This window comes from Nonomuraea solani, from assembly GCF_900108335.1.
GTDB lineage: Bacteria > Actinomycetota > Actinomycetes > Streptosporangiales > Streptosporangiaceae > Nonomuraea > Nonomuraea solani.
This window is the reverse complement of the sequence record NZ_FNVT01000009.1, coordinates 219,439-233,064: the sequence shown is the minus strand read 5'-3', so window position 1 is coordinate 233,064 and position 13,626 is coordinate 219,439. Positions and strand designations below refer to the sequence as shown.

Here is a 13,626-nt window from a genome sequence, read left to right as displayed (position 1 = left end):
GGTGAACGCGGGGGCAGCGTCGTCATTGGTCGGTTCCCTTCGGCTGAGGGGCTGGGCGTCCGGCGGTGAGGTAGGCGGCAAGCGGTACCGGAGCGACGTTTTCGAGGTCGTCGAGGCGTACGAGCTCGCCCGCCTCGACCCGGCGGCGCAACCGCGCGTCGCCGAGCAGGTAGTAGGGCGCGAGGCCGGCGTCGGGAGCCACCATGACCGGGGCGACGCCGTCGATCTCGTGATGATGACCGGCGACCCGGAACGGCGTGCCGGGCGCGAGTGCCGTGGCGGCCCTGGCCGCGAGCAGCACCGTCGGCCGGGGGCGCGGCGCGGTGCCCGCGCCGGTGACGGCGGCGTGGATGGTGAGCGGGGTTTCGACGCCCATCGCGTGGTAGGGCCAGTAGAGGCAGGCGTAGCGGCCGTCGCGGCTGACGACGTGCCCCTTGCCCCGCAGCATTTCCCAGGTCACCGGATCGCCGGTGCGTACCACCGCGAACACGCCGCCGGCGAAGCTCGCCTCGCCCGGCAGGCGCAGCGCGGAGAACACGTCGATGACGCCGTCGCGGCTCACGAGGCCGCCGTCCTGACGCTTGGCGTAGATGTCGGCGAGTTCGGCGACGCGGGCCACCGGGTAGTGCAGGCTTTCCTCGTCCGGCACGGCACCCGTCCGCATCGCCACCACGGTCATCTCGCACAGGTCGGCGGCCGCCCTGCGTTTGAGCCCGGCGACGAGATCGGCGCGGCGGCTCAGCGCGGCCAGCGGCTCGTCGCCCAGATCGAGCACCTCGGCCAGGGCGGGTGCGTCGATCGTCACCCCGGCCTGTGTCACGGTTCCCGTGCCGGGGTCGAAGACGAGGTCGTATTCACCCGACTTGCCGATGGCGACGATCTCCAGGCCGGTGGCCGAGATCCAGTCGACGAGGCGCAGGAGGTTGGCCGGCTGGTCGCCGTCGCCCGGCAGGTAACGAACGCCGGCCGCCTCCGCCTTCGCCGCGAGGGCGACACCGGCGACGGTGTCGACCTCCTTGCTGACCATGACGACGTGCACTCCGTGTGCCAGCGCGTCCTCGGCGTAGGCGGTGCCGGAACTCACGTGGCCGGTCGCCTCGACCAGGACGTCGACGCCATCCCAGCCGAGCGGGGCGGCGTCGGCGAGCAGGACTGTGCGGCCGGAGGCGACGGCGTCGCGGAACTCCTCGCCGGTGGCCGGCGCCACGAGGCTGATCGCGTCGTGCCCGAGCTCGGCCAGCATGCGGCGCACGCCGTCCACGTCGGGATCGATGAGCACCGCCGGGATCAGCTCGGGCGTGTGCTGGAGCTGCGCGAGCAGCGTGCGGCCGTATCCACCGCCTGCGCCGGTCAGCGCGACTCTGACGGGAACGTGATCCCGCACGGCATGGGAATGGATCACCGTAGCTCCAATCTGGCAAAAGCGCAGCCCAGGCGACCAGGGGCGGCGCAGGGCGCCACTGTTACACAGGATCTAGAATTTTACAAATTTGCATCAAATATTCACATGCGGTGAAATGTGACCATACGCAGGTCCGATGAGGAAGAACGAGGTGCGACAGTGCTGGGTGCCATCGCCGACGACTTCACGGGTGCGACGGATCTCGCGATCATGTTGCGCCGCAACGGTTATCGGGTGGCCGTCGCCATCGAGGAGCACGACCCGGGCGCATCGGCGCGCACCGGTCTCGACGCGCTGGTCATCGCTCTGAAGACCCGGACCGCGCCCGCCGGCGACGCGGTCGCCTCCTCACGCGGCGCACTGGACAGGCTGCGGAGCTGGGGTGCCGAGCAGATCTATGTGAAGTACTGCTCCACCTTCGACTCCACCGACGAGGGCAACATCGGTCCGGTGCTGGACATGGTGTCGGAGGAGTTGGGCGCCGAGCGGGTGGTCGTCGCGCCCGCGCTGCCCGCCAACGGCCGCACGGTCTATCACGGTCACCTCTTCGTCGGTGGCGACCTCCTCGAGCATTCCTCGATGCGGCACCATCCGCTCACGCCGATGACCCGCTCCCGGGTCGCCGATCTGCTCCGCCCGCAGACACGGTACGCCGTCGCGGAGATTCACCACGAGACGGTGCGGCAGGGCCCGCAGGCGGTCCGGGCCGCCATCGCGGCCGCACCCGCCCGCTACGTCGTCGTCGACACGATCGATGACGAGGACCTGCGCGTCCTCGGTGCCGCGGTCGCCGGCAGCACGCTCGTGAGCGGCGGCTCCGGCCTGGCCTGCGGCCTGCCGAGTCCCGGCACCACGGCGGATACCTGGTCACCTGGCCAGGGCGCCAGCCGGGTGGTGCTGTGCGGCAGCGCGTCGGCGACCACGCGGCGGCAGATCGCCGCTGCCGCCCGCACCCAGCCGGTACGCCGGATCGACCCGGCGACGGCCGTACGCGACCCGGAAAAGGAGATCGACGCGATCACCCAATGGGTCCAAGCCCAGCCGGCCGGCACCGCACCCGTCGTGTACGCCGCGGGCGAGCAGGCCGACCTCGTCCACGAGGTCGACGGCCGGCCGGTCGCGCCCGCTGTCGAGCACGTGCTCGCCCGCGCCGCGCGGCGGCTGGTCGGCCAGGCGGGCATCACCCGCCTGCTGATCGCCGGAGGCGAGACCAGCGGCGCGATCGTCCGCGCGCTGGGCATCGGCCTGCTGCGCATAGGGCCGGAAATCGCCACCGGTGTCTGCTGGAGCTCTGCCGACACCGCCGGCGGAGAGACCGTCGCACTGGCGCTCAAGAGCGGCAACTTCGGGCCCGACCACCTGTTCACCTCGGCCTGGGACCGGCTCGCGTGAGCACGCTCGACGACCTGCTCGCCGCCGGTGTCCGCGTGGTCGAGGAGGGCCTCAGCCCCGGCAGCAGCGGCAACCTCAGCGTCCGCGCCGGTGACCGGATCATGATCAGCGGGACCGGCGCGCCGCTGGGCCGGATGCGGCCGGAGAACATCGCGGTGCTCGACCTCGACGGGCGCCACCTCGACGGCGCGAAACCGTCGAAGGAGTGGCCGCTGCACGTCGCCTTCTACCGGCGCGATCCCCGGCATCAGGCGGTGGTCCACGTCCATTCGCCCTCGGCGGTGGCCGTCGCCTGCCTGGAACCGTGGTCGGAGCACAGCGCGGTCCCCCCGCTCACCCCGTACTTCGTGATGCGCGTCGGTCAGACACCGCTGCTGCCCTACCGCCGGCCCGGTGATCCCGCTCTCGGCGAGGACCTGCGCACCTGCCCCTGGGAGCTGCGTGGCGCGCTGCTGGCCAACCACGGGTCGGTGCTGGCCGGCACGGATCTGAACGAGGCCGTGGACCGCGCCGCCGAACTCGAGGAAGCCTGCCGGATCACGCTGCTGACCAGCGGAATGCCGCGGCGGGAGCTCGATGCCGACGCGGTGGCCGAGCTTGCCCGGCGCTGGTCCAGCCCGTGGGGCGAGCGCACTACACTAAGCCCGGCGAGGAGGTAGTCCATGGCGAGGCCGCCACTCATTCCCGAGCAGCGCCGGCAGGAAATCCTGCGTCATCTGCAGCACGCGCACGTGCTGAGCTACCGCCAGCTCACCGAGCTCCTCAGCGTCAGCCACATGACCATCCGCCGGGACATCATCGCCCTCGAAAAGCAGGGCAGCGTCGAGGCCACCCCGGGCGGAGCCAAGATCGTCACCCGGCTGCTGCGCGAGCCCGACCGCACCGAGAAGGCGGTCACCGACCAGGCCGGCAAAGCCGCGATGGCACGCGCCGCGGCCGCGATGATCGCCGACTCGATGACCGTCTACCTCGATGCCGGCACCACGATCCAAGCCATCCGCCCCTTCCTCGAGGAGGCGCGCGACCTGACGGTGGTCAGCAACGACCTGGCGACCGTGACCGACTTCATCGACCACCCAGGCGTGGACCTCATCTGCGTCGGCGGACGGGTCGAGACCGCGAACCGTTCCACCTCCGGCAGGCTCGCCACCCTCGCACTGCGTGAGCTCTCACTCGACCTGGCCTTCCTCTCCTCGAGCTCCTGGGATGTGCGGCACGGCGTCACCACGCCCGTCGAGGCGAAGGTCGATGTCAAACGTGCCGCACTCGCCGCCGCCACCACGTCGGTCCTCGTCGCGGGCAGCGCGAAGTTCGGCCGGTTCGCGCGCTACCGGGCGCTGCGGCTGGACGAGATCAACAAGATCATCACGGACGACAGGCTCGACGACGAGGCGGCCGCGGAGATCACCGCAGCGGGCCCTCAGCTCCTCCGCGTGAGCACCGACGGCACGACCTGATCGGGATCCGTCGTCTGTCGTAACGTTCTGGAGCAGGTCAAGAGCAGACGTCGATCAAGACTGCGGCGGCCACCCCGCGCCTGGTCCGCGAGCCCGTCCTGGACCTCGGCGGCGCCCGCCCGCGGCCAGTCCGTCTTCGCGGCCGGTCGGCGGGCGGGCGCCGCCTCGGGGTCGGGCCGCGCCGCCGGGGGCACAGCCGCCAGCGGTTACGGCGCATGGATGTTCAGTCCCTTCCCGGGTCACAGGCCGGTGGCGACGAAGCCGAGGGAGCGATCGAGCTCCTGGCCTTCACAGTCGCGGTCGCGCGAGTCGAACAGATCACCCCAGCTCGTCCGGCAGCGGAACAGCTCCGCGCCGGCCGCGCCCGGCACTCCCGGAACCTCCTGAGGCGAGCTGGTCCACAGGTAGCCGAGCCGGCGCAGCACCGTCTTGCCCTCGCATCCGGCATCGATGGAGGTGAAGGCGTCGGCGCCGTCGCGGCAGCTCATCAGCGCGGTGGTGCCGGGTAGCTGGGTCATCGCCAGGGCGCCCTGGTTGCGCTCGGCGCGGTAGTTGGCCTCGATCACGCTGGTGGCGCCCGCGTGGTCGTACGGGTAGCCGCTCTGCAGATGCCTGATCAGGTTGGTGTACGCCAGGGTGTAGCCGAGCGGGTAGTTCTCGCTGGTCTGGCCCTCGCACTGGGGATCCGTCGAGGCGAAATGGCCCACGTTGGGGATCAGGCACCGATACACCCGAAGTGCCGGCACGCCCGCGGGCGGCGTGATGTAGAGCCGTCCGATGCCGCCGAGGTTGGTGTGCGTGCCGCAGTCGAGGGCCAGGAAGTAGTCCCGCGCCCCGTTGCGGCAGGAGTAGACGGCCTGGGTGTTCGGCGCGTCCTGCGGGGCCGGCAGGCCGAGGGAGAACTCGAAGTGCGAGCCCGGAGGCACGTGCCCGGTCGTCACGACGTGGTGACCGGCGAGGTTGTAGAACCGGCCGAGCTGGCCCGCGTACGGGTTGGACCGCCGGGTGAGCGGCATGCTGTCGTGCTCGTCCTTGATCTGGTCGCGCGTGCGCACCCCGGTCCAGGTGTGCACGTCGTCGATCACCCCGGCGAACGGTGTCGCCACCGCCCCGGCGGCCTTGCCCCGGCCGACCTGGAACGCGCCGGCGGCGTTCCACGTGGCGGTGACCGGCACCTGGCTCTTCAACTCGGCGTCGACGTACAGCCGGATCCGTCCGTCCGCCGCGTCGTACACGCCGGCCAGGTGCGTCCACTGCCCCTCCTGCGCCACGTCACTGGAGTCGACGCTGATCATCTCGCCGTCACCGGTGTTGGACTGCGCCAGCCCGAACGACCACCTGCGGGTGTCGCCGCGATAGCGCAGCTGGAAGCCGCTGGCCTGGGTGCCGTCCTGGCTGAGCACCGTCCGCGATTGGCCGTCGGCCGTGTCCAGCTTGGCCCAGGCGGTGACGGTGAAGCTCGCGTCGGTGCGGACCGCGGGGCCGGTGACCTGGAGGGTGGAGACGCCCCCGTTGAACCGCACCGCTCCGGCCCCCGCCTTACCGGTGGTCCAGGAGGCGGCGCCGCCGAGGGAGCCGGGACGGTAGTTGCCCGACACATCCTGCGCCGTCGTGCCCGTGCCCTCGTCGAGCGGCAGGAACACCTCCTCGATCGCCGGAGCGGTGGCCAGGTCGTGGATCTCCTGAGAGCCCAGGATCCGGTCGTGGACGCGCACCTCGTCCAGCGAGCCCGCCCAGTACTCGGCCGCCCGGGCCCGGCCCAGTTGCACCGATCCGGTGGCGTCCCACGGGGTGGTGTGGTCGGCGGGCGTGCCGGCCACGCCGTCGACGTAGATCCTGATCTGCCGGGCTCCGGCGTCGTACACGCCCACCAGGTGCGTCCAGCGGCCCACGACCGCGGGTGCGGCCGATTCGGCGACGCGACGCTCGGCGGCGGCGTTGTCGGATGCCGGGATGGAGAAGTTCCACTTCTTGCTGGATGGGTTGTACTGCAGGAGGAAACCGCTGGTCTGAGAGCCGTCCTGGCTGACCGCCGTGCGGAAGGCGGTGTCGAGCCGGTCGGGTTTCACCCACGCGGAGACGGCGAACGACTTGTCCGTGTGCACGGTGGCCCCGCCCGAGGCGCTCGCGTAGCCGGTGCCGCCGTTCAACCACAGCGCGTCGCCGTACCGGCCGACCTGCCAGCGCGCCGACGCCTCCAGGGTCGCGTGGCGGCCGTTCGGGGAATCGTCGGCCGCCTTGGTCTCGGTGTAGCCTTCCAGCTTCCAGTGCCCCCGCGGGGGAGTGCCCCTGCCGACCCAGAAGTGGTAGCGGTACTGCGGCCCCGCGTTCCCCGCGCGGTCCACACTGCGGACGTACAGGTCCATCGGCCCGTCATCGGGCGGCGTGACCAGCACGTTCACGCTGCCGGACGGGGCGGCGGCGTGGAAGACCTCGTGGCCGTACAGGTAATACTCGTATCCACCGACGTCGCTGACGCCGTTGGCGCCGAAGGTGAAACCTCCGGTGAACCCCACCGCGCCGCCTCCCGAGCAGGAGCCGGAGTCCAGCGTGCACTCGGGGTACGTCACCGAACTGACCGCCGGCGCCTTGTCCGGGCCCGTACGGTCGACCGTCACATCACACCACGGACCCCATGGACCGGCATCGACCCCGTCAGTGCCGCGCACCCGGAACGCCAGCTTGGTCCCATCCGCGGCGTGCGCGGACGGCACGTCCGCGGCGAAGGTGGCGCCGGAACTCTTGGGCCCCACCACGACTCCGCCGAGCCGGGCTCCGCCGCGCGCGTACCACTCGAATTCCGCCGACAACTGGCCGCCGTCGAGATCGGACAGCGTCGCCGACAACTGCGGGCCGCGCAACCCTTGGCCGGGATCGTTGTCGATGTACGGGCTGACCCGCGGTTCGTTCGGCTCCAGCGCGCAGGTCTTGCCCTCGGCCTTCTGCGCGGACGGCGCGCTCGGCGGCGTGTTGTAGGTGACGACCAGGCTCGGCTCGACCGGGGCCGTCTCTCCCGCGTTCCGCTGCCACCGGAACTTCTTCCAGCCGAAAGCGTCCCTCTCGTCCCCGGCCTTCAACATGATCGCGGTGGCGCCGTTGTGCGAGGCCAGCCCCTTCTCGACCGCCGCCTTCGCGTTGAACCCCACCCAGGCACCCGGGCAGGAAGCGCTGTAGCCCCAGGCGACGTTCTGGGTGCCCAGCGGCACCTGGGTCCCGCCGGCCTCCTTGTACGGCTGGTTGTCCCAGTTGGTCGCCGCGCTGACCGGATCCGTCCCGTACGCCGCCACGTCCCTCTTCGTGCATGACGGCGCGTAGTGCTCGAAGATGTTGAACTCCGCCTCCAGGACGCGCTTGCCGGCCAGGAAAGCGGCGTCGTACTGGAAGTAGGTGCGCGCGATGCCGATGCCGTTGCAGAAGTCCCAGCCGCAGAAGCCGACCTTCGCCACCTTCTCGTCGTCGCCGCCCCAATACTCCTGGTCGTGATGGCCGGACAGCACCATCGCCATGCCCGTCCGGCCCGCCTCGAAGTCGGGATCGATGTACACCGGGAATTTCGTCGCCGGATCGGCCAGCAGTTTCCTGTCCGGCCGCAGGACCAGCGTGTCGCGCTCGACTTCCAGGCTGCCCACCGCCCGCCTGGCGTTCGCCGGCGTCGAATCCCACGCCATCGGCGCGCCGGAACCGAAGGCGAGGTCGTCCTTGCCGTCGTAGACGGCGATGTCTCCGTGGCCTTCACCACGCACCTTCACGCCCTTGGTGGCCAGCCCGAAGGTCAGTGCGGCCAGCTTCGGGTTCGCCGCGGCGGTCCTGTCCTTGACCACCAGCACTTTGCCGAAGCCCTGCGCCGTCGCCCTCATCCGCAGGTCGACCCCCGGCAGAACCTCGGGATAGGTCGCGGTGTCCCCGGTCAGCACCGGCTTGGGCAGCGGCGCGGGCCAGCGCAGCTCGATCCGCCGCTCGTCCGGCCCGAACCGCACCAGTGGCTGGTCTCCGCCTCCGGAGAAGGTGACGGGAACCGTGGTCGCCCCCGGCTCCACGCCTCCATCGGCACGCTGCCGCAATGTCGTGTCCACGGGCACCCACCCCGACGCGCGCCGCACGCGTACCGGAGTGATCCGCAGCTCTGCCGTGAACGATCCATCCGGGTTGGCGTAGACGTCGCGCACCTCGGACTGCTCCGACGTCACCACGACCCGCTTGCCGGTCCGCTTCGCCTCGCCGGCCGCCCAAGGCACCGAGCCCACGGGATCGTCACTGACGGAAGCAGGAGACGCCACCGCCGGTGGTGACAGCGCGGCGAATATTATCGTCAATGCCGATAGTAAAGCACCCGGGCGTCGTAACACCGTGCCTCCCAATAGAATAAGAGAATCAATGCCATTGGCCAGGATCAGTGTCGGCGGTGGGAAACCGGTGAGCCAGGGCCAGAGGCGGACACTTCGTGGGGCATTTCTGTTTGTCTGGTCGTCGATCGGCCCAGGGCGGCGATATGAGCACGCATGGTTTCGACGTCGACGCCTCGTTCCTCGGTCCGATCGACATCCAGCGAGATCAAGATGCTCAGAGCCCGGCTCCAGTGCAGATCGGCCTCGTCCCGCCGGCCGAGTGAGGCGTAGGCCTGGGCGAGGCCGTCATGGGCGCGCGCCTGATCCGTCGGCTGGTCGAGGTCCGAGGCCAGGAGAAGCGCCTGGCAGTGGCAGTCGAGCGCCTCATCCGCCTGGCCTCGGTCGTGCCGCAGCCGGCCGATGCTGTGCAGCGCCTCGAACTGCCAGTTGCGGTTGCCGATCTCGCGCGCTCGATCGAGCGCCTGCCGGTAGCAGTCGTAGGCCGCCTGGTAGCGTCCCCGGATTCGGTGCACATGGCCGAGGCCGTTGAGGCTGTCGAGTTCGCCGAGCCGATGTCCGGTGCCGCGAGCCAGCTCCAGGGCCCGGGTGAAGTATCCGGTGGCCGGCCGATGCTCGCCCCGTCCGAGATGAATGAATCCCAGGCCGAGCAGCGCCCGCAATTCGCCCGTACGGTGGCCGATCGAATAGGCGAGGTCGAGAGCCGCCGTCAAGTTGTTCGCGCTTTCTTCGTACCGTCCCGTGATTCGATGAACATTCCCGGAGGCGATCAGCGCATCGAGCTCGCCGGTATGGTGCCCGATCGAGCGGGCGATGCCCAGCGCCCGCGAGAAATAGCCGGCGGCCTTCGCGTAATCTCCCTGGAAACCGCAGATCATGCCGATGCCGTTCAGCGCCCGCAGTTCACCTGACCTGTGGCCCGTGGCGCGGGCGATGTCCAGGGCGCCCTTGCCGTCCTTGAGAGCGGCCTCGTACCGGCATTGCGCCTGGCGTATCTCGCCCAGGCTCAAGAGCGCCTCCATCTCACCCGCTCGGTCTTCACCGGAGCGGGCCGCGGCCAGAGCCCTCAGGTGGAGACCTTCGGCCTCGGTGTATCGGCCACGGGTACGCAGGCAGCGGTGCAACGTGGCCGACAGATGCCGGACGTGGCCGGAGAAGCCATGCTCGGCGGCGGATCGGGCGAGAGCGAGCAGGTTGGACAGCTCGGCGTCCAACCACCCGCCGGCGTCCTGCGCCGCAGGTGTCGACGCCCCGGAGGTCGCGCCGGGCGAAAGACGCGGCCGTACGTCGGCCTCATAGGGATACAGGTGGTCCACCATGGCCGCGACGGTCTCACCGTAGTGATCCAGCAGCCGCGCCAAGGCGCCGCGCCTCACGCTCTCGGACTCCTCCGCGGCGGCCTCTTTGGCGTGGGCGCGGATCAGATCATGGAAGCGGTACCGGCCGATCGCCGGCTCCTGGAGCAGGTTCACCTCCATCAGCCGATCCAGCGTCAACGAGGCCTGCTTCGTGGTGGTGGACAACAGCGCGGCGGCGGCCTCCGGAGGAAAGTCGGCCCCGGCATGCAACCCGAGCAGCCGGTACGCGCGCCGCTCGGCCACCCCGAGCTCGCGATAGGACAGATCCAGCGCGGCGGCGACGCTGCGCCGGCCCGCGTACAGCTCGCCGAGCCCGTATCGGTGCCCTTCCAGCCGCCGCAGGAGATGCTCGACGCTCCAGGCCGGATGCGCCTTCAGCCGGGCCGCGGCCAGCCGGATCGCCAGTGGCAGCATGCCGCACCGCCGCACCACCTCGGCCAGCACCTCGTCCGGCACATCCGCGACGCGCTCCGGCCCCGCCGTACCGGCGAAGAGCGAAACCGCGTCCTCGAGCGGCAGGACGTCCACCGGGATCGTGCGGGCCTCGTCCAAGCCGACCAGCCGCCGCCGGCTGGTGATCAACACCAGACAACCGCCGAACCCCGGTAACAACGGCCGCACCTGCGCCTCGTCCGCGGCATTGTCCAGAACGATCAACATCTTCCGGCCGGCCAGCAGGCTGCGATAGAGCGCAGCCCGATCGTTGACATGCTGGGGAATCGCCTCGCCGGGAACGCCGAGCGCGCCCAGCAGGCGGGCGAGCGTATCGGACGGATCCGCCGCGGCCATGCCTTGGGTGTGGCCGTACAGGTCGACGAACAGATTTCCGTCGGGAAAGTGCGGGGCCAATCGGTGGGCCGCGTGCACGGCGAGCGCCGTTTTGCCGACTCCCGCCATGCCGTCGACGGCGCAGACCACCACCGCGCCCACTTCGCCGGCCAGGTCGTCGAACATGGCCAGCTCCCGTGCCCGGGCGACGAACGCCGCCACGTCGGCGGGTAGCTGCTGCGGGATCGTCCCGACCGGCTGTGAGAGCGCGGCCGGTGGTGCGACCTGTCCGGCGACCCTCATCAGGAGCGATCGCTCCGCGTCGTTCAGGCCCAGCTCCTCCGCCAGCCGCCGAATCGTCGAACCTCGCGAGTGCCGCTCGTCCAACTCGATCCGCCGGATGGTACGAGTGTTGAGCCCGGTTCTGACCCCCAATTGTTCCTGGGTGAGCATCGCCCGCTTCCGCCACGTGCGCACCAACTCTCCCATGGTCTTTTCCCGCATGGGCTGACCGGACTCAGCACCGTCGCGCCCTTGGGACGACATAAACGAATCTCCCGCGGTCACTTGCCTGCGTCAGGCAGAGAACTCAGTCATATGGCTTGAATGCCGGGCAGCCGGCGCGCGGCTCGGCGGCGCGGTCTGCGCGTTCCCCCGACCGGCCGTCGTGCCGGCCGGCCGGGGGAACGCGCGGCGGGCGGTGGCCAGGTCACCATGCTCCTTGTACGGCAGCCAGGGCACCATGACGATCGCGCTTGCCCGGTGTGTTTCCTCTAGTCAGCACGGTTTCTCCCGGTGTGGGCAGTCGGTGAGCACGTTGAATCAGCCCGTCACCTTCAGGACATGATCTGCTTCGTCACCTCAAGCTCGGCCAGTTGGAATCGGTAGACGTCCCGGTCCCACTCCTTGAGGGGCAGACCCAGGTGGGTCGCCGTTACGCGTACGTAGCGGTAGACGCCGGCCCCGACGGCGAAATGCTGCGGACCGCTGACCGGGGCGCCTGCGCCGTGGCCGGTCTTCGTGACCAGCGGGTCCCACGTGACTCCGTCGGCGGATCCGGAGATGACGAAGTCGGCGGGGAAGGCCCGTCCGTCGGCGGCCTGGTCACTCCTGGGCCACAACGTCACCGTGTCGAACGATTGGGAGGAGCCCAGGTCCACCTGGAGGTATTCGCCTCCGGGGACCGATGCGGCCGTGTGCTCCCGCGAGGTCCAGCCCATGGTGGGGTTGCCGTCGTTGACGGCGGCGTAGCTGTAGCGCCGTCCGTCGACGACCGCGGCCGGGAGCCAGCCCCGCACGGCCTCGGTGTACTGCGAGCTCCATGACACCGTCTTGCCGCGGGCCAGGTTCACGGTCGTGGCGACCGGCGGCACGGGTTTGGCGCCGACGCTTTCCTCGGTCGGGCTCAGCTCGATCAGGATCACGGCGTTGGGGCCGAGGCTCTGGGTCGTGGACAGTTCCCGCGTCGGTTCCTTCACCACCTGCGAGGCCGGACGCAGGCGTTCGTTCGGGCTCGGGCGGTGGTGGGAGAGGCCGACGGTCTCGTCGTACCAGGAATTGCCTGCGATGCCGTTGACGTCGTACTTCGTGACGGCCATGTTCGTCTCGGCGTACGGCAGGTTTTTCAGCAGCAACGTGAAGGTCGCGTATTTGTCGTCGACATTGTTCCACAGCAGGATGCTGACCTTCTTGTTCTCCGGGTTCGTGGTGACCAGGCCGTGCGCGGCGTTCCCCGCGGAGCTGGTCATCGTGGTTTTCAGCCTGGTGGCGCCCATGGATTTCATCATCGCGAAGACGTTGCCGACCGCTTTCCTGCGCCCGTCAGCGGTGATCATGCCGAGGTCGCCGTTGAAGTTCCGGCTCGGGTTCCAGCCTTCGATCCCGGTGAAGAAGAACGCCCCGCTGAGTTCCGGCCGGCTGAGGGACTCGTATATGCGGTGGGCGGCGTACGAGGCGCTTTGGTGGGTGTCGGGCCAGGTGCCGCCGCCCACGCCCATCTTGTGGTCGGCGTGCCATTCGGTGACGTACAGCTTCTTGACCGGCAGGTCCCGGCTGAGCAGTGCGTCGCGTACGGTCGCGACGGAGGTCCAGTTCGGGTGTCCGTAGTCGTGCCAGGAGACGAAATCCCACGGCACGCCCGGGTCGGCATCGATGAAGTTCAGCCATTCCGTGAGCAGCGCGGAGCCGGCGTGCGTGACGGCGGGGCCGCCCACTTGCGCGGAGCCGTCCGCCTCCTTGACGGCCTTGGCGGTGGCCGCGTACATCGCGAGGTAGTCGGCCCTCGTGGCTTCCTTGCCCCAGAACAGATCGGGTTCGTTCCACACCTCCCAGTTCCAGCCGGTGTAGCCCTTGCCCGCATAGTGCGCGACCATCGCCTTGACCGCGCGCCCCCACGCCGCGTTGTCCTTGGGCGGGCTGAAGAGCTCCGCCGGGAACTTGCGAAGGGCGCGGGGCATGTAGCTCAGGCTGATCCACGGCTTGATGCCGTGGTTCAGGAACGGCTGCAGCGTGTCGTCGAGCTTGCTGAAGTCATAGGTGCCGTCGCTTTTCACCACGCCGTAGAATTCGTCGTCGAACACGTGGTCCACGCGTATCTCGCGAATTCCCAGCTCAGCGAACTCCGCTACGTGATCCCGCAGAAGGTGCAGATTTTCGAGCGTGAGATAGCCGCCCTGCGAGACCTTGAGGAGGCGGTCCTTGTCGAAGGGCTTGTCGTCGTGGTCACCGTAGGTGGCTTCCAAGGAGACCGTGTTGACCGCCGTGGCGCCATGGGCGGCGCCATTGCCCGGCGAGACGACACCCATGGTCAAGGTCAGTCCTATCGTGGCGAGCGCGGTGCCTAACCGTCGGATGGCCGGCATGATGTGTCACTCCTCTAGGAAAATCGCAATGGGGATGGAATCGCG

The 13,626-nt window shown here is 69.8% G+C and carries 7 protein-coding genes; 3 read left to right on the top strand and 4 right to left on the bottom strand.

The genetic code is table 11. The features are described from left to right. Positions 1–22: 22 nt before the first annotated feature. On the bottom strand, positions 23–1,402 hold the full coding sequence (locus C4V41_RS30690; RefSeq protein WP_103959446.1) for a homoserine dehydrogenase: 1,380 nt from the start codon (positions 1,400–1,402) through the stop codon (positions 23–25). A gap of 159 nt (positions 1,403–1,561) precedes the next feature. On the opposite strand from C4V41_RS30690, the gene otnK reads away from it, so the two are divergent. From otnK to C4V41_RS30675, 3 genes are read left to right on the top strand one after another with little or no spacing between them, the layout of a single operon-like run. Further along, complete coding sequence (gene otnK, locus C4V41_RS30685) at positions 1,562–2,794, top strand: 3-oxo-tetronate kinase (RefSeq protein WP_103959445.1); 1,233 nt, start codon at positions 1,562–1,564, stop codon at positions 2,792–2,794. Next, the gene (locus tag C4V41_RS30680; RefSeq protein ID WP_103959444.1) at positions 2,791–3,453 is read left to right on the top strand and encodes a class II aldolase/adducin family protein; all 663 of its coding nucleotides are present in this window, start codon (positions 2,791–2,793) and stop codon (positions 3,451–3,453) included. Before otnK ends, C4V41_RS30680 begins: the two co-directional genes overlap by 4 nt. Before the next feature lie 3 nt (positions 3,454–3,456). After that, a complete protein-coding gene (locus tag C4V41_RS30675; RefSeq protein ID WP_103959443.1) occupies positions 3,457–4,251 on the top strand; it encodes a DeoR/GlpR family DNA-binding transcription regulator in 795 nt (264 codons plus the stop codon). 239 nt (positions 4,252–4,490) lie between these two features. Here the strand turns inward: C4V41_RS30675 and C4V41_RS30670 are convergent, their stop codons facing one another. The 3 genes from C4V41_RS30670 to C4V41_RS30660 form a co-directional block, all read right to left on the bottom strand. Beyond that, the gene (locus tag C4V41_RS30670; protein WP_103959442.1) at positions 4,491–8,495 is read right to left on the bottom strand and encodes a LamG domain-containing protein; all 4,005 of its coding nucleotides are present in this window, start codon (positions 8,493–8,495) and stop codon (positions 4,491–4,493) included. Positions 8,496–8,641: 146 nt separating this feature from the next. After that, positions 8,642–11,224, bottom strand: coding sequence for an ATP-binding protein (locus tag C4V41_RS30665; protein WP_160150445.1), 2,583 nt, complete (start codon positions 11,222–11,224; stop codon positions 8,642–8,644). A gap of 332 nt (positions 11,225–11,556) precedes the next feature. After that, positions 11,557–13,581 carry a GH39 family glycosyl hydrolase gene (locus C4V41_RS30660; RefSeq protein ID WP_103959440.1) on the bottom strand — a complete coding sequence of 675 codons (2,025 nt, stop codon included), beginning with the start codon at positions 13,579–13,581 and terminating at the stop codon, positions 11,557–11,559. Positions 13,582–13,626: the final 45 nt, after the last annotated feature.

Coding starts and splice junctions, on each gene's coding strand:
- C4V41_RS30660 (WP_103959440.1), bottom strand. CDS start 13,581: ATGCCGGCCATCCGACGGTTAGGCACCGCGCTCGCCACGATAGGACTG.
- C4V41_RS30675 (WP_103959443.1), top strand. CDS start 3,457: ATGGCGAGGCCGCCACTCATTCCCGAGCAGCGCCGGCAGGAAATCCTG.
- C4V41_RS30665 (WP_160150445.1), bottom strand. CDS start 11,224: ATGCGGGAAAAGACCATGGGAGAGTTGGTGCGCACGTGGCGGAAGCGG.